The sequence below is a fragment of the Aureimonas sp. AU12 genome (assembly GCF_001463705.1).
GTDB lineage: Bacteria > Pseudomonadota > Alphaproteobacteria > Rhizobiales > Rhizobiaceae > Aureimonas.
Genome location: NZ_BBWH01000024.1, coordinates 114,545 through 131,868, shown reverse-complemented (window position 1 = coordinate 131,868; position 17,324 = coordinate 114,545). Strand labels below are relative to the sequence as shown.

At 71.3% G+C, this 17,324-nt stretch carries 10 protein-coding genes; 7 read left to right on the top strand and 3 right to left on the bottom strand.

The window, feature by feature from the left end:
* The first annotated feature begins 342 nt into the window (after window positions 1–342).
* Genes AUL33_RS09925 through AUL33_RS09915 form a run of 3 tightly spaced genes read left to right on the top strand, consistent with a single transcriptional unit; the run spans window position 343 to window position 3,334 of the window.
* The gene (locus AUL33_RS09925) at window positions 343–1,467 is read left to right on the top strand and encodes an ABC transporter permease (protein WP_062207105.1); all 1,125 of its coding nucleotides are present in this window, start codon (window positions 343–345) and stop codon (window positions 1,465–1,467) included.
* Window positions 1,464–2,189, top strand: a complete 726-nt coding sequence (locus AUL33_RS09920; RefSeq protein ID WP_062207103.1) for an ABC transporter ATP-binding protein — start codon at window positions 1,464–1,466, stop codon at window positions 2,187–2,189. The genes AUL33_RS09925 and AUL33_RS09920 overlap by 4 nt, the downstream gene beginning before the upstream one ends.
* The gene (locus tag AUL33_RS09915; RefSeq protein WP_062207101.1) at window positions 2,186–3,334 is read left to right on the top strand and encodes an HlyD family secretion protein; all 1,149 of its coding nucleotides are present in this window, start codon (window positions 2,186–2,188) and stop codon (window positions 3,332–3,334) included. The genes AUL33_RS09920 and AUL33_RS09915 overlap by 4 nt, the downstream gene beginning before the upstream one ends.
* A 19-nt stretch (window positions 3,335–3,353) precedes the next feature.
* On the opposite strand, the gene AUL33_RS09910 is transcribed toward AUL33_RS09915, so the two are convergent.
* The 3 genes from AUL33_RS09910 to AUL33_RS09900 are packed head-to-tail and all read right to left on the bottom strand — an operon-like array spanning window position 3,354 to window position 12,301.
* On the bottom strand, window positions 3,354–5,156 hold the full coding sequence (locus AUL33_RS09910) for a fatty acyl-AMP ligase (protein WP_062207099.1): 1,803 nt from the start codon (window positions 5,154–5,156) through the stop codon (window positions 3,354–3,356).
* On the bottom strand, window positions 5,153–5,953 hold the full coding sequence (locus AUL33_RS09905) for a thioesterase II family protein (protein WP_062207097.1): 801 nt from the start codon (window positions 5,951–5,953) through the stop codon (window positions 5,153–5,155). Before AUL33_RS09905 ends, AUL33_RS09910 begins: the two co-directional genes overlap by 4 nt.
* A 12-nt stretch (window positions 5,954–5,965) precedes the next feature.
* Window positions 5,966–12,301, bottom strand: a complete 6,336-nt coding sequence (locus tag AUL33_RS09900) for a type I polyketide synthase (protein ID WP_062207096.1) — start codon at window positions 12,299–12,301, stop codon at window positions 5,966–5,968.
* A 647-nt stretch (window positions 12,302–12,948) separates the two neighbouring features.
* Between AUL33_RS09900 and AUL33_RS09895 the strand changes: the two genes are divergently transcribed.
* Genes AUL33_RS09895 through AUL33_RS09880 form a run of 4 tightly spaced genes read left to right on the top strand, consistent with a single transcriptional unit; the run spans window position 12,949 to window position 17,265 of the window.
* Window positions 12,949–14,430: an NAD(P)/FAD-dependent oxidoreductase gene (locus tag AUL33_RS09895; RefSeq protein WP_062207094.1), complete on the top strand. Its 1,482-nt coding sequence runs from the start codon at window positions 12,949–12,951 to the stop codon at window positions 14,428–14,430.
* Entirely contained in the window at window positions 14,427–15,791 is a 1,365-nt protein-coding gene (locus AUL33_RS09890; RefSeq protein WP_062207092.1) for an MFS transporter, read from the top strand. Before AUL33_RS09895 ends, AUL33_RS09890 begins: the two co-directional genes overlap by 4 nt.
* Entirely contained in the window at window positions 15,788–16,525 is a 738-nt protein-coding gene (locus AUL33_RS09885) for a thioesterase II family protein (RefSeq protein WP_062207090.1), read from the top strand. Before AUL33_RS09890 ends, AUL33_RS09885 begins: the two co-directional genes overlap by 4 nt.
* Window positions 16,522–17,265 carry a 4'-phosphopantetheinyl transferase superfamily protein gene (locus AUL33_RS09880; RefSeq protein WP_062207089.1) on the top strand — a complete coding sequence of 248 codons (744 nt, stop codon included), beginning with the start codon at window positions 16,522–16,524 and terminating at the stop codon, window positions 17,263–17,265. Before AUL33_RS09885 ends, AUL33_RS09880 begins: the two co-directional genes overlap by 4 nt.
* Window positions 17,266–17,324: the final 59 nt, after the last annotated feature.

Here is a 17,324-nt window from a genome sequence, read left to right as displayed (position 1 = left end):
ACGTGAAGTTGCTTCGCATCCCTTTCTATCCCGTCCCTTCCTCTGGGAAACGCCGAGACCGGCGCCAGCCGCTCGAACCAGCGGCGAAAGGCCTGCAAAATCGGGCTAGATGGCCCCTTTCAGCGCATTCCGCCGAGGGCTTTCGATCGGGTCGGGCGAAGGATGTCCATCCTCATCGCCTTTTAACTCTTCTTGCCTAATCTCTGCGCTTGAACCCCGATGCAGTCGTCCATGACAGGCGTTGCGGCGGAGACCTTTAAGCGGTGGCCTCGCGCCTTCGCCGCGAGGCGGCACGCTCCGGCCCCACGGCCGGGCGCCGAACTGTCCTGACGGGATCTTTGCATGACGACCCTGATCGCATGGCGCAACCTTCGGCACGACCCGATCCGCTTCGCGGCGACGGTGGTCGGCATCGTGTTCGCCGTGGTCCTGATCTCGATGCAGACGGGCATGCTGATCGGCTTCATCCGCGCCTCGGCCGGCCTCGTCGAGAATGCCGGCGCCGACGTGTGGGTCGCCGCGCGCGGCACCAGCAATGTCGACCAGTCGGGCATCCTGCGCCAGCCCGCCTTCTACCGCGCACGGGCCGTGCCGGGCGTCGCCGAGGTCAGCCGCACGATCATCCAGTTCACCGGCTGGCGCAAACCGGCCGGCGGCACCGAGTCGGTGATCATCGTGGGCTTCGATCCGCAGACCGGTTTCGCGGCACCGTGGAACGTCGTGGAAGGGTCGGCCGAGGCGCTCGCCGCCCCGAACGCGGTGATGATCGACAAGCTCTATGCCGAGAAGCTCGGCGTCAACGCCATCGGCGACCGGGTCGAGATCGCCGAGCGGCGCGCCGTCGTCGTCGGCTTCACGCAAGGGGTCCGTACCTTCACGCAGTCGCCCTACGTCTTCACCTCCTACGCCAACGCCCTGCGCTACACCAACATCAACGACGGCGACGCCAGCTACATGCTGGTGAAGGCCGCCCCCGGCGTCGAGCCGGCAGCGCTGGCGGCCGATCTCGGCGCAGTGCTCGACAAGGAGGAGGTCCTGACCACACAGGACTTCGCGGCCCGGACCCGCGACTACTGGATCCTCACCACCGGGGCGGGATCGGCCCTCGTCCTCGGCGCCGCGCTCGGCGGTCTCGTCGGCATCATCATCGTGGCGCAGACGCTCTATGCGGCGACAGTCGAGCGCCTCGCCGAATACGCCACGCTCAGCGCCATCGGCGCGGGCAGCGGCTATCTCAACGCCATCGTCCTGAAGCAGGCGATGATCGCCGGCACGATCGGCTTCGTCATCGCCGGAACGATCGCCTGGGCCATGGCGGCCTCCTCGACCTCCTCGCCCGCCGCGATCCTCCTCTCGCCTCTCGCGCTGGCGCTGATCGGCGTGCTGACGCTCGCCATGTGCGCCATCTCCTCGATGCTCGCCGTCCGCAAGCTCTACAGCATCGACCCGACGAGCGTGTTCCGATGAGCACGTCCGACCAGGCCCTCGTCGTCGAGGACGCCGCCCTCACCTATGGACGCGGCGAGGCCGCGACGCCCGCCCTGCGGGGCGTCTCGCTGACGGCGCGTCCCGGCGAAGTCCTGCTGATCCGCGGCCCCTCGGGCAGCGGAAAGACGACGCTGCTGCAGCTCATGGGCGCCCTGAAGACGCCCGACAGCGGCCGCGTGTCGATCTGCGGCACGACCACGACGGGCCTCGGCCAGCGCCAGCTGCAGGCGATCCGGCTGCGGCGGATCGGCTTCGTGTTCCAGTTCTTCAACCTCTTTCCCACCCTGTCGGCCTGGGAGAACGTCGCGCTGCCGCTCGACCTCGTCGGACACGACCGGCGATCCGCCGAACGACGCGCCCGCGCGCTCCTCGCCGATCTCGGGCTCGCCGACCGCGCCGACCACCGGCCGGGCGAACTGTCCGGCGGCCAGCGCCAGCGCGTGGCGGTCGCCCGCGCCCTCGCGCACGATCCGCTGGTGATCCTCGCCGACGAACCGACCGCCGCGCTCGACGGCGCCAGCGGTCTCGTCGTGGTGGAGACCCTTCGAAGCCTTGCCCATCGCGAGGGCCGCATCGTGGTGCTGGTCTCGCACGATGCGCGCCTCGTCGACAAGGTCGACCGCGAGATCACCGTCGAGGACGGACGGATCGTCGTGGACCAACCGCAGCGAGCGTCGATGCCGTCCGGAGACATCGAATGAGAACGTCGGTCAAGATCGTCGCGGTCGGACTCCTGGCCGGGGCCGCCTACCTCGGCTTCTGGCCCGGCGACGGGCCGCAGGACAGCGCCTCGCAGGCAGTGCCGGGCGAGGCCAGCGGCACGCCGGGCGCATCGGCCGGCGCTGCGGACCCTCCGGCGTCCGCGCGCGCCTCGACGATCATCGCCGGTCTCGGCGTCGTCGAGCCAACGGGGGGCACGATCGAGCTGGCCTCCGAGTTGCCGGGCGTCATCACCGTCCTGCACGTGGCGGAGGGCGACCGCGTGAAGAGCGGCGACATCGTCGCCGAACTCGGCAACGGCGAATTGCGCGCCAAGGTCGCGCAGGCGCAGGCACAGCTGGCGATCCGCCGCGCCGATCTCCTGCGCATCGAGAACGGCTCGCGCCTGCAGGAAGTGGCGCAGGGCGAAAGCCGCGTCGCGGAGCTGCGGGCCGGCCTCGAACTGGCGGAGGCCGATCTCCAGCGCGCCACCCAGCTGCAGAAGAACGGCACCGTCTCGCGGCGCGCGCTGCAGGCGGCGGCCAACGTGCGGACCGTCGCGCTGAAGCAGCTCGACACGGCCGAGGAAGGATTGTCGCTCCTGAAGGAGGGCTCCCGCGCCGAGGAGACGCTCGCCGCCCGCGCCGAGGTGGATCTCGCGCAGGAACAACTCGCCGAGGCCGAGGCCTATGTCGCCAAGTCCGTGATCCGCGCGAGCCGCGACGGCACGGTGCTGCGCCTGCTGCGGGAGGCCGGAGAAGCGGTCTCCACCCAGCCGGCGACCGCCATCGCCGAGATCGGCGACACGTCCCGGCTCGTGGTGCGCGCGCAGATCGACGAGGCCGACATTGCCGACCTCGTTGTCGGGCAGAGCGCCGAGATCGCCGCGCCCGCGCTCGGCGGCCGGCGGCTGACCGGCCGCATCGAACGCATCAGCCCGCGCATCGGCACCAAGATCGTCAATGCCGATACCGCCGACGAGAAGCGCGACGCGCGCGTTCTCGACGTGATCGTCGCGCTCGAACCGGGCACCGACCTTCCCGTCAATCTGCGCGTCGACGTCTTCATCGACACCAGCGACCGCGTCGCGAGTCTCGACAACGACGCGCCGCCATCGGCGACGCCCGACTGGGTCATCCGGCGCTAGCGGTCCCGGGCAACGCCCGTCAGGCCTCTGCGGGCGGGCGGGCCGCACGCGGGCGATGGTCGAAGAGGAGCTCGGCCGATCCATCGAGGATCCGCGCGCGCAGGAGCGACCGCTGGATCTTGCCGCTCGGCGTCTTCGGCACGCCGCCGGCCGCCAGCAGGATCACGCGCCGCGGACCGACCCCGTGCGCGGCCGAAACCGCGGCGGCGACGGCGTGGGCGACCGCTGCCATGTCGGCCTCGCCCAACGGAGCGATCTCGCAGGCGAGCGCGAAGCCGGGATCGTCCTCGTCCCCGGTCATGAAGGCGGCCGACGCGCCCTGACGGACGCTCGCATGCGCCTCCTCGGCCGTCGCCTCGATGTCGTGCGGATAGTGATTGCGGCCGCGCAGAACGATGAGGTCCCGCTCGCGGCCGGTGACGAAAAGTTCGCCGTCGAGCCGGAAGCCGAGATCGCCGGTCCGCAGGAACGGCCCCTCGCCCGAGGCGAGAGACCCCGCGAAGATGCCGTCATCCTGCACCCGCGGCGCGAAATAGCCCGACGCGATGCTCGGCCCCTGCAGCCAGATCTCGCCGACCCGGCCCTCGCCGAGCGCGACGCCCGCACCGGGATCGACGATCTCCAGCCGCTGTCCGCCGGCGATGCGCCCGCAGCCGACGAGCGTCGCCGTCGAGCCCGCCGCGGCGTCCGGCGCCGCCCGCACCGGGCGACCGGCCTCGAGGCTCGCCTTGTCGATCGTTGCCGCCGTGGTCGGCGCGCCCGGCTGGCCGCCGGTGACGAAGAGCGTCGCCTCGGCCAGGCCGTAGCAGGGATAAAAGGCCTGCGGGCGGAAGCCGGCCGGCGCCGCGAAGGCGGCGAACCGGTCGAGCACCGACTGGCGCACGGGCTCGGCCCCATTGAAGGCGTGCGTCCAGCGCGAGAGGTCGAGCCCTTCGAGCACCGAGGGCGCGATCCGGCGGGCGCAGACGTCGTAGGCGAAGTTCGGCCCACCCGAGATGGTTGCGCCGAACCCGGCGATCGCCTTCAGCCAGCGCTCGGGTCTTCTGAGGAACCGCGCGGGCGAAAACATCACGCAGCGCCCGCCGACCTGTAGCGCCATCAGCACCGCGCCGATCAGGCCCATGTCGTGGGAGAGCGGAAGCCAGGAGACGCCGACATCGCCGGTCCGATAACCGAAGCACTCGGCCTGCGTCGCGAGGTTGTGCAGGATATTGCGATGCGTCAGCGCGACGCCGCGCGGCATGCGGGTCGAGCCCGACGTATACTGGATCAGCGCGAGGTCGCCGTTGTCGCGGGCCAGGCCCGGCAGGGCCTCCGCCTCGCCCGAGCGCGAGGCCATCGGCCGGTCGCTGGCGAGCCAGCGCAGGCCCAGTTCGTCCACCGCGTCCTCGTCGATGCCCTGCATCTCCGACAGGACCGCATGCGGGCCGAGCACCGCCGTCGCGCCGCAGTCGCGCACGACGCCGGTGAAGCGATCAAAGGCCTTCAGCGCCCCGGCATGAACACCCGACACCGGGATGGCGCCGGCATAGAGACAGCCCAGAAGCCCGATCACCGTGTCCGGCCCGTCGCCGTAGAGCAGCATCACCCGCTCGCCCGGCTTCACGAACCGGGCGACGCTCGCGCCGACGATCCGCGCCTCGTCGCGCAAGGCCGCGAAGGTGATGTCGCGCGAGACGGTCTCGCCGTCCTCCAGCCAGGAATAGACGACGGCATCGGGCCGATCGCGCGCCCAGGCCTCGGCCACCAAGAGCAGCGTGCCGGTCTCCCAAGCTATGAGCGTCTCGGACCGGACGTCGTCGAGGCGGACCTGCTGGTTCACGAGTGCGTCTCCGGCCGGGCGCAAGGCACGGGCACGCGGGCGCCGCGATGGGCGGCGTCGATGCCGCGAAACAGCGCCGAACAGGCTTCGGCGACGACGGCGGCGGCCTGGTCCCTCAGGTAGAAATGGCCGCCGGGAAAGAGCCGAAGGCGGAACCCGCCGCTCGAAAGGTCCGCCCAGGATTCGAGCGCCGAACGCGGCGCGAGATGATCGTCCGCCCCGCCGAGCGCCAGGATGGCGGCGGGCACGCGCAAGCCTTCGGGCGGTTGCCAGGTCTCGAGCACCGTGAAATCGGCCCGCGCGATGCGCATCGTCATCGCCATCATCTCGCCGGAGCGGCGGATGGCGTCGGGCAGCCCGCCGAGCGCGGCCAGCGCCTCGGCAAAGCGATCGTCGGGAAGGGCGTGCAGGTCGGGGGTGAGCGGGGGATAGTGGGGCGCCCGGCTGGCGGAGACGATCAGCGCCGCGGGTGCCGGCAGGCCGCGCGCCGCGAGTTCGGCAAGCGTCACGGCGGCAAGGCGCGCGCCCATCGAATGCCCGAACAGGGCATAGGGCAGGTCGAGCATCGGCTCCATCGCGTCGGCGAGACGCGCGGCCAGAGCCTCCATGTCGGTGAAGGGCGCCTCCGCCATGCGGTTTTCGCGGCCCGGAAGCTGCACCGGGCAGATCTCGACGTCGGGCGGCGCCAGCGCGGCCCAGCCGGCGAAGGACGACGCGCCGCCGCCGGCGTGATGGAGGCAGAAGAGGCGCGCCGTCGCCTCCGGCCGAGCCGGCCCGTGCCGAAACCAGGATGTCATCGCCAAGCCCCCTCAGGCCGCCAGCCGGTCGCCCGCGGCGCCGGGATCGAGATCGAAGCGCTTGAGCACCGAGCGCGCGAGATCGGTGACGCTCGCCCCCTTCGACAGCTGGAGCAGCGAGATCTGCACGCCGTAGCGCTGGCCCAGCGCCGACTGCAGCTCGACGCCGATCAGGCTGTCGATGCCCAGATCGGAGAGCGGGCGGTCGGCCGGGATGCGGGCCGCCGGCATCTTCATGGCCCCCGCGACGACGCCTGTGATGCCCTCGACGACGGCCGGCAGGCGATCCGCCGGATCGAGCGCCGCGAGCTTCGCGGCGGCGCCCGAGCGCTCGTCGCCCGGTGCGCTTTCTGCGATCAGGGCGCTGAAGCGCGGGATCTCGCGGGTCTGCGGGAACAGGCCGCTCCAGGTGGCGACGTCGATGTCCATGACGGCGAGCGCTCCATCGGGAAGGTCCGCGGCCAGCACGGCGTCGAGGGCGGCGATGGCCTTGCGCACCGGGATCTGGCGCACGCCGGCGAGTTCCAGCTGCCGCGCGGCCGGACCGTCGCCGGCGAGCATGCCCGCGCCGCCGATCGCGCCCCAGGCCACCGCCGTCGCCGGCAGGCCCTCGACCCGGCGGCGACGCGCCAGGGCGTCGAGCACCGCATTGGCCGCGACATAGCTCGCCTGACCGGGATTGCCGATCAGCGCGGTTGCCGACGAGAAGAGCATGAAGACGTCGAGCGGGCGACCGAGTGTCGCCTCGTGCAGCGTCAGCGCGCCGAGCGCCTTCGGCCGCATCACCCGCGCGATGCGCGCCGGGTCGAGATTGTCGATGAGGCCATCGTCGAGCACGGCGGCGGCGTGGTAGACGCCCGCCAGGGGAACGCCTGTCGCGTCGAGCTCGCCGAGCAGCGCATCGACCGCCGCCCGGTCGGCGACGTCAAGGCGACCCTCGATGACGTGGACGCCGAGGCTTGCGAATTCGGCGAGCGCCGCCTTCGCCGCCTCGCTCGCGGCGCCCGAACGGCCCACCATCACCAGATGGCGGCAACCGCGCGCGACAAGCGACCGGCAGAGCTCGAGCCCGAAGCCGCCGAAGGCGCCGGTGACGAGGGAGGCCGTCTCCGGGCGGATCGCCGCCACGCTGCCGCGCCGCGGCACGAGCGCGAGGTCGGCGCGGTCCTCGAAATCCACCACGATCTTGCCGATGTGGCGGGCCTGCGCCATGTGGCGCAGCGCGTCGGGAAGGTCGGCGACCTTGAAGCGCGTGACCGGCAGCGGCGTCACGACGCCCTCGCGCATCAGCCGGGCGACGTCGGCCAGAAGCGCGGCGACCGTTGCCGGGCGCTCCGCCATCAGGCGGTCGAGATCGACGGAGGAGAAGCTGAGGTTCTCGTTGAAGAGCCCCATCGGGATCCGCCCGTTCTCCATGATGTCGCGCTTGCCGATCTCGACGAAGCGGCCGAAGGGCGCCAGCAGCGGCAGCGTCGCCTGGAAGATATCGCCCGAAAGCGAGTTGAGGACGACATCGACGCCTCGCCCGCCGGTCGCGGTGCGGATCTCCTCGGCGAAGGCGAGGCTACGGCTGTCGTAGACCCCGGCGACGCCGAGCGCGCGCAGGTGTTCGCGCTTTTCCGGATTGCCGGCGGTGGCATGGATCTCGGCGCCCAGGCGCTGCGCGATCTGGATCGCGGCAAGGCCGACGCCGCCCGTCGCGGCATGGATCAGCACCCGCTCGCCGGCCTTCAGTCGCGCAAGCTCGTTGAGCGCATACCAGGCCGTCATGAAGGCGACGGGAATGGTCGCGCTCTCGGGCCCCGAGGCGCCGGCCGGCAGATCGAGGGCGAAGAGGCGATCCTCGGCGATCGTCACATGCGAGGCGAGGCAGTCCGGCAGCGCCGCCACCACGCGCTGGCCGACGGCAAAGCGCGAGACGCCCGCCCCGACGGCCGTCACCACGGCGGCGGCTTCCATGCCGAGCGTCTCGCCGAAGAACGTGTTCTCGTAGGCCTTCTTCGGCAGGACGCCGAGAACCTTGAGCACGTCCTTGAAGTTGAGGGCCGCCGAGAGGATCGCGAGTTCCACCTCGCCGGCACCGGGTGCGAGGCGCTCGGTCTCGCGGAAGCCGAGCGCCTCGAAGCTGCCCCCGGCGCCGGTGTCGAGGCGGAAGCGGACGTCCTCGGCAAGTGTCGAGACCGCCACCGGCGTCTCGGCCCCGGCCGTGATCCCCGGCATCCGTGCGATGCGCGCGACGAGGCGCTCGGGGCCGCGCAGCACGACTTCGTCCTCCGCCCCATCGGCGACGATCTCCGCGCCGAGCCGGCGGAGGACGGCGGGCGTGATGTCGGCGTCGAGATCGACGAGGGTCGGGCGCAGATCGGGGCGCTCCAGCGCCACCACCCGCAGCGCCCCGGCGGCGGCGGCCTGGGCGATCGCCGGCGCGATGCTGTCCGCCGGGCGATAGCCTCGGGTCACGAGATAGAGACGCGGCGAAACCTCGGCGCCGGGCAGCGCCTTCACCAGCGCCGCCAGTCCCTGCGCATGGTCGGTGCCGACCGGGTCGCCCGCGCCGTCGGCCTCGGCGGGACGCAGGTCGATGACCGCGTCGAGATCGGCGATATCGATCGCGGCCAAGCGCTCGCCCGAGAGCTCGGCACCGGTGAGCACCAGGATCTCGCGCGCGCCCTGGCGGTCGAGCGTCGCCGACAGGCGGTCGGCGAGCGTGCCGCCGTCGCTGACGAGAAGCCAGCGTCCGTCGCGGGCAAAGGCCGCGACCGGCTCGTTGGGGACCCAGGTCTCCGTGAAGAGCCAGCGATCGAGCGAGGGCGCCGCGTCCCGCGCGGTGGCGACGGCGCGGCAGGAAAAGCCGAAGATGTCGGCGACGATCGAGCCGTCGGCCGCAACGAGGCGGATGTCGCCCTCGATCGCCGTCTCGTCCTGCCGCCGGAGGGTCCCCAGCGCCCGCACCGCGGTGCCGGCGGGCCGGTGATAGAGCACGCGCCGAATGCCGACGGGCATGAAGAGGCGCGACGCGCCGGGTCGGTCCGCGCAGGCGGCGATCAGGGCCTGGAACGCGCCGTCGAGCAGCGTCGGGTGCAGGCGCCCGGCGATCGCCTCGCCGGCATGGGCGTCGTGGACGCGGAGTTCGGCAAGGACCGAGCCCGCGGTCCGGCGGAGCGCCCGGATGGTCCGGAAGGCCGGGCCGTAGTCGAGGCCACGTGCGGCAAGGCCCGCATAGAGCGCCTCGACGTCGACGATCTCGTCATGCGCGGCTTCGAGCGCCGGCAGGTCGAGCGCCGGCGAGGTCCAGGGCTTGGCGGCGAGAACCCGCACCGAGGCATGGTCGCGCCAGTCGCCGTCGCGGCCGGGCCGGGTCGTCGCCGTCAGCGTGCGCGTCGCCGCCTCGAAGCTCCAGCGCAGCGGGAAGCGCCGGTCGGGATCGACCAGCATCGCCTGGCGGAGATCCAGCCCCTCCAGCACCGCGCCCTCCTCGCCCTCCAGCGCCGCATGGGCGGCAAGCGCCGCCTCGACATAGGCGGCGGCCGGAAACACCACGTCGCCCTCGATCCGATGGTCGGGCAGCCAGGGCATGTAGTTCACCGAGACGTCGGCCTCGAAGATCGGCGTCGGCCCCTCCAGCGGCGCGCCGAGCAGCGGATGCGCGTCCCGGCCGAGGCGATCGGCCGCCGTGGCGGCGCTCTCGACCCAGTGGACCTCGCGCTGGAACGGATAGGTCGGCAGGCGCGCGTAGCGGTCCGTGCCGGAAAGGCACGCCCAGTCCACAGCCGCTCCGGCCGTGATCAGGTCGGCGATCATCCGCCGGGCGGCCAGCGTCTCGTCCTCCGAGCGGCGCAGCGTGTAGAGGGCTTCCACCGTGCGATCCATCGCCGCCGCGCCGTTGCGCACGGCCGAGGTCAGCACCGGGTTCGGCCCGACTTCGAGGAACGTGGCGTGGCCGTCGGTGATCATCGCCTCGATGGCGCGGGCAAAGAGCACGGGCGCGCGCACGTTGCGGAACCAGTAGTCGGCATCGTGCCGCTCGTCGTCGCCGAACCGTGCGCCGGTGACGGTGGAGTAGAGGGGAATGGAGGGGCTCGCCGGCCGGAGGCCGAGGAGCGCCTGCGCCAACGGTGCCTTGAGGACATCCATCTGCGGGCTGTGATAGGGCACCTCGACCCGCAGGAAGCGGTGGAACACGGAGGCGGCTTCGAGCGCCTGCGCGATGTCGTCGAGCGCCGCGGTCTCGCCGGACAGGGTGATCGCCTGCGCCCCGTTGACGGCGCCGATCGAGATGCGCCCGTCATAGGCCGCGATACGGGCCTGCGCGTCCGCCTCGGTCAGGCCGACGGCGAGCATCGTGCCGGTGCCGGCGGTCGTCTGCTGCAGCCGGCTGCGATGATAGGAGACGAGGACGGCGTCCTCCAGGCTCAGCGCGCCCGAGACGTAGGCGGCCGAGACCTCGCCGACCGAATGGCCGACGATCGCGGCGGGCCGGAACCCGCGCGCCGAAAGCAGCGCGGCGAGGCCGATCTGCACGATGAAGTTGGCGGGCTGCGCGATCTGCGTCTCGCCCATGCGCGACGTCGCCTCGTCGCGCGCCATCTCGGTGAGGATCGACCAGCCGGACAGGCCGGTGAACAGGGCATCCGCGGCGTCCGCGGCGGCGCGGAAGGCGGCATCTTCCGCCAGAAGCCGCCGTCCCATGCCCCACCATTGCGGCCCCATGCCGGAGAACACCCAGGCCGTGGGCGCGTCGCTGCCGCTCGACTGCCGGACCACGACGTCGCCCGCCGCATCGCCGTTCGACAGCGCCTCGAGCGCCGCGAGGAAGGCCTGTGGATCGTCGCCGAAGACCACGGCGCGATGCTCGAAGTCGGAGCGCTTCGCGCCCGCGCTGTAGCAGAGCGCCGCGAGGTCGCCCGGCGCCGCCGTGGCGATCCGACCGCGATAGGATGCGGCAAGCGCGGCGAGCGCAGGCCCGGTGCGCGCCGTCAGCTTGAGGAACTGCGTCGCGGCGGGGGTCGATCGAAGCGCGGCGGCAAGACCCGCATCGGGCCGGGCGAAGGGCTTCAGCAGCGCATGCGCATTGGTGCCGCCATAACCGAAGGAGTTGACGGCGACATGGAAGGTCTCGGGGGCGATCGGCGTCGCCACGCGCGGCAGCGCCAGGCCCCACTCCACGAAGGGAATGGCAGGGTTGGGCTCGCCGAGGCGCGCCTGCGGCGGCACGAGACGGTTCTGCGCGACGAGGCAGGCCTTGATGAAGCCCGCGACGCCGGCGGCCGCCTCCAGATGTCCGATATTGGCCTTGACCGAGCCGATCACGACGGGATGTCCGGCCGCGCGCACGGCGCCGATCGTCTCGGCCAGGGCCCGCGCCTCCAGCGGATCGCCGACCGGCGTGCCCGTCCCGTGCGCCTCGACATAGGCGATGTCGGCGAGATCGACGTCGCCGGAAGCGGCGACCTCGCGCACCAGCCGCGCCTGCGCCTCGGCGCTGGGAACCGTGATGCCGTTGGTGTGGCCGTCCTGATTGACGCCGGTCGCGACGAGAACCGCATGGATCGGATCGCCGGCGGCGATCGCGTCCTCCAGCCGCTTCAGCATCACCAGTCCCGCGCCCTCGCCGCGCGAGTAGCCGTCGGCCCGCGCGTCGAAGCTCTTGCAGTGGCCGTCTGGCGCCAGGAACTGGCCCTTGCTCATCACGATCGGATATTGCGGCGACATCATCATGTTGACGCCGCCGGCCAGCGCCGCGTCGCATTCACCGGTCTGGAGCGCGCGCGCCGCATAGTGGAGCGCGACGAGCGAGGAGGAGCAGGCCGTGTCGATGGAGATGGCCGGGCCGCGGAAGTCGAACGTGTAGGCGATGCGCGCGGCGAGCATCGTCATCGCCGCGGCGGTCGCAGTGTGGTGGGTGTCGACGATCGAGCGGCTGAGCGGCGAGGAGAGCTGGATCAGGTGGTCGAGCGCGAAGCCGCCGACATAGACGCCGACATTGCCGCCGGCGAGACGCGCCGGAACGAGGCCGGCATCCTCCATGGCCTCGTGCGCGACTTCGAGCAGCAGCCGCTGCTGCGGATCCATGTAGGCGGCCTCGCGCGGCGAGATGCCGAAGAAGAGCGGGTCGAAAGCGCCGAAGTCGCCGCCGAGGAAACCGCCGCGGCGCATGATCGCCTTGCCCGGCGTGGCGGGGTCGGCGTCGTGGAAGCGCCGGACGCTCCAGCGGTCTTCCGGCACGTCGCGGATGCCGTCGCCGCCGTCGAGAAGGAAGCGCCAGAAGGACTGCACGTCATCGACGTCGCCGGGAAACCGGCAAGCCATTCCGACGACCGCGATCTCAGTCCTGTCGTGCTTGCTCATCTGCCACCCTTATGACGATCGTGTGTTCTTGGATGACGTCCAATAGCATTGACATCGGCAGAAGACGTTATGAATTACGGTAAAGATCTCGTTGTAGTAAACAACGGGGTCAACTACGCAAATGAATGCCTGCCTTATTGAAATATCGCTGATTTGAGACGAATAGGCGTGCTTCGGTCTCAGCGCAAACTCGCCGAAGTTGCGCAATATTGGGAAGCACACGTCAGAAATTTGGATTTTACCTATTCACCATCTGCTGCGAGAAAGATGGTTAGCGACGAATTAAAATTGTGCGCCAACGGCTTCCCAACTATGTCTCGCCCTGCATCAAGGCCCGACAACGATTCGACACGAGCAGCCGGCTCATGACAGTGCCGCACCTGACGCGAGGGAAGACCGGCATGGCCTCTTCAAACGGCTGTCGTCGCCGGCACGGGTCCTCGAAAAGATCCGGGAGCTTACCGAACGTTGCTTCGGCAGGTTCCGGGTGACCCTGCCTTCGATCCGGGGTCGCTGACCCCATCTCGGACGGCCCGCCTCGCCTGAACGGCGGGCCGGCCCGTCGACCCATCGACCGGCGCGGAGCCCGCGGTCGGCAGCACGCTGCCGGGCGAGCCCCTGCGCGCGGATCTCATCGGAGTATCGCCGTGCCCGAAGCCAGACCGTCCGCCCTGACTGGACAGAAGATCGTCATCGTCGGTGCCGGTCTGGCCGGAACGCTGTGCGCGATCATGCTGGCGCAGCGCGGCGCCCGCGTCGAGATCATCGAGCGCCAGACCTTCGATCCCACGGACGACTACAGCAACCGCCGCTCCTTCAACATCACGGTGAGCAGCCGCGGCGAGGCCGCGATGAAGGCCGCCGGGATCTGGGACCGCGTCAAGGCGCGCACCATTCCGATCACCGGTCGCACCTGCCACGAGGGCCTCGGCTCCACCTTCTTCTCCTACAGCCCCGATCGATCCGTCGCCCTCCACGGCGCGCGACGCTCGGACGTGAACGGCGAGCTTCTTGCCGCGGCGGCCGAGCACGAGGGCATCACCGTGCGCTTCGGCTGGACCCTTCGCGATCTCGACAAGGCGAGCGGCGCCGTGACGATCGCGCCCGTCGCCGGCGACGGACCGGCCGAGACGATCCGCGACGCGGACTTCGTGATCGGCGCAGACGGCGTCTATTCGGCCGTGCGGCGCTTCATCCATCGCGGCGAGCGCGCCGACTTCACGCAGCGCTATCTCGACTGGAACTACCGCGAGATCGCCATCCCCGCCGGCACCGACGCGAACCATCCCTGGCTGATGGATCCCCATGCGCTGCATGTCTGGCCGCGCGGCGATCTCATGATGTTCGCCCTGCCGAACCCGGATGGCTCGTTCACGGGCAACTTCATCTACCCCTGCGCGAAGGAGGCCGATTTCGCCGCGATCGGCCTCGTCGGCGAGATGTTCCGCCGCGAGTTTCCTGACGTGGCCGCGCTCGTCCCGGATGCCGAGGAGCGCCTTCGCGTCACGCCGCCGTCCTACTTCCCGACCCAGCGCAATTCGAAATGGTCGCATGGCGACCGCTTCGTGCTGGTGGGCGACGCCGCCCACGCGACCGTCCCCTTCTACGGGCAGGGCATGAACTCGGCCTTCGAGAGCGTCCTCGAACTCGTCGCCTGCCTGGAGCGCTTCCCGCGCTCGGAGCGGGCCAGGGCGTTCGAGGCCTACCAGACCGCGCGCAAGCCCCACACCGATGCGGTGGCCGATCTCTCGATCGAGAATTTCGACGAGCTGCGCTCGCGCTTCCGGCATGTCGTGCCGCAGGCCCGCCGACGGGTCGAGATCCTCCTCAACCGCCTACTGCCGAACGCTTTCGTGCCGCTGCACGTCAAGGTCTCGCATTCGCTGGAGGGCTACCGCACGGCCATCGACGCCTGCGCCCGGCGCGATCGCATCCTGCGCTGGTTCGGCTTCGATCTCCTCGTCTACGCCGTGGCGGGCGTGGGGCTCGCCGGGACCGCGCTCCACCGCGTCTGGCACGGGGGCACGGGCCTGTCCGAGCATCTCGCACAGGGGCGCGCCGTCGCCGCCGCGCATGTCGAGGCCGAAACGCTGATGCCCGTCGATCCGTCGACGGAGCGCCCGGCATGAGCGCCGCCGCCTTGCCGCGCAGCCTCGCCCCCTTCGCGATCCTCATCGGCGGCCAGCTCGTCTCCTTCGTCGGCACGACCCTGACGGGCGTCGGCATCGGCATCTGGGTCTTCGGCCAGACCGGCTCCGTCATGACCTTCGCCTGGCTGACGATCCTGACGCTGGTGCCGGCCATCCTGATCTCGCCCTTCGGCGGCGTCATCGCCGATAGCTGGCCGAAGAAGCCGGCGATGCTGGCCGTCGACAGCCTCTCGGCGCTGTCGAGCGCGGTGATGCTGGCGCTGCTCCTGTCGGGGCGCCTCGAGTTCTGGCACCTCTACGCCAATGCCGTCGTCAGCGGGCTCGCCCTCGGCCTGCAGCGCCCGCTCTTCGAGAGCACGACGCCGCTGATGGTGGACGAGCATCGCCTTGCCGGCGTCAACGGCATCGTCCATTCGGTGGCCGGCATCGGGCAGGTGGTGGCGCCGGTCCTCGCCGGCACGCTCGTCGCGACGCTCGGCCTCACCACGCTCCTGATCCTCGACGCCTGCACCTTCCTCATCGCCTTCGGCTGCACCCTTGCGGTGAAGGTGCCGAACGCTCCACGCAGGGACAGGGCGGGCGAGAGTTTCTTCGCCGCCTTCCGCGGGGGCTGGCGGTTCGTGCGCGAGCGGCCGGGCCTCTACGGCATGTTCTGGTTCACGACGCTGCGCAATTATCTCTTCGCCACCTGCGAGGTCGTAGTGGTGCCGCTGCTTCTCGTCGTCACCACCCCTGAAAAGACCGGCGCGGTGCTCTCGGTCGGCGGGCTCGGCGTTCTCGCCGGCGGCCTCCTGATGGGCCTTCTGGCGCGCCGTCGCCGGTTGATCGTCTGGGTGATCCTGGCGCAGGGGCTGACGGGGCTCGCGATGATCGCCGGCGGGTTCTCGACCAACCTCGTGGTCATCGCGGTGGCGTTGGCGCTCGCCTTCATGGCCTTCCCGATCGAGGAGGCGAGCAGCACCACGATCATGCAGCGCAAGGTGCCGGCCGAGCTCCTCGGCCGTGTCGCCAGCGTGCGCAACATGATGAGCATGAGCGCGCCGCCGCTGGCGATGCTCGTCGCCGCGCCGCTCGCCGACCGGGTGTTCGAGCCGCTGATGCGCGACGGCGGGCCGCTGGCCGGCTCCGTCGGCCTCCTGACCGGCACGGGACCGGGCCGCGGCATGGGCCTCCTCCTCGTCGTCACCGGGCTCGTGACGCTGGCACTGACCATCGGCGGCTGGCGCAGCGCGGCGCTTCGCAACGTCGAGACGGACCTGCCGGACCAGAACCACGAGATCCCCGCGCAGACGCCGGCCTCCTCGCACCAGATGGCCGAGGCGATCGGACTGGCCCGATGAGGCCGGCGGCCTTGTCGCTGCACCGCCCGCTGCCGGACGCGAGCGTGCGGATCGTCGCCTTTCCCCATGCCGGCGGGGGCGCCTCCGCCTTCCGGGGCCTCGCGGTGGCGCTCGCCACGCGCGGCGTCGAGCTCTGCCCTTTGCAGGCGCCGGGACGCGAGAACCGCCTCTCCGCACCGCTCCACCGGACCGCCGAGGCGATGGCGGTGGAGTTCGCCGCGGCGCTCGCCACCCTCGCCCCGATGCCCACGGCCTATCTCGGCCACAGCCTCGGCGGTCTCGTGGCCTATCTCACCGCGCGCCTGCGGACCGCGGACGGTGCCCCGCCTCGCCATCTCGTCGCCTCCGCCAGCCTTTCGCCGCTGCTGCGGTGCGGGCGGGCCACGACGCCCGAGCCCCCGTCGCCCACGCGCTTTCGCGAGCGCATCCTGGCGCTCGGCGGCGTTCCCGAGGCCATCGCGGCCGATCCCGACCTCTTCGCCCTCTTCGAACCGGCGATCCGCGCCGATTTCGAACTCTCCGATCGCTACGAGCATCGTGCGGCCGAGCCGCTGCCCTGCCCGATCACCGTCTATTCGGGCCTCGGCGATACCGCCGCCCCCGACGCGGCGGCGACATCCTGGCAGGGCCTGACGGCCGAGCCGGTGCGCCAGCGAAGCTTCGAAGGGGGGCATTTCTTCCTCTACCGGCAGCCGGACACGATCGCCGCCGCGCTGGTCGAGGATCTCGCGTGAGCCCCCTCGCGCTGCCCGCCGACGGCGCTATCGACCTTTGGCTTCTGGACGGATCGGCCGCGCCCGCCGGGATGGACGCGATCGGCCTCGACCGCGAGGAGGAAGCCCGGGCCGGGCGCATGGCGACCGCCGAGCTGCGCGCGCGGCTTCGCCGGCGGCGGCGCTTCCTGCGTGCGGTGCTCGCCCGCTATCTCGGCCGCGCGCCGGAGGACGTCCCGTTGCGCACCGCTCCCGGCGGCAAGCCGGCGCTCGCCGACGACTCGCGCCTGCGCTTCAGCCTGTCGCACAGCGGCCAGGTGTCGGTTCTCGCCATCGGGCGCACCGAACTCGGCGTCGATCTGGAACAGCGCAAGCCCTTCGACCGGCTGGCCGAGATTGCCGCCCATTCCTGCTCCCCCCGCGAATGCGCCGAGATCGCCGCCGCGCCCCATGCGACGGCGGCCTTTCTCGATCGCTGGGTCGTCAAGGAGGCCATCCTGAAATGCCGGGGAACGGGGCTCGTCGAGGATCTCGGCCGCATCGATCCCGGCCCCGTCTCGGGCGAGCCCCGGACGTGGCGGGGGCTGACGATCCGGGCGCTGCGTCCGCATCACGCTCTCGCACCCGGCACCGACCTGCACATGGCCCTCGCCGTCGAAGGGCGCGCCGACCGCATCGCATGGCATGCGATCGAGGAGACCACGATCCCCCGCCGTGTGTTCGCCGACGCACGGAGCGGTCCGTCATATCAATCCGTCTGACGGGCGGAGCGTTCCGGCAGGTCGCCGACGCCCGGCCCTCGCTTCGGCAGCGTCCGTTG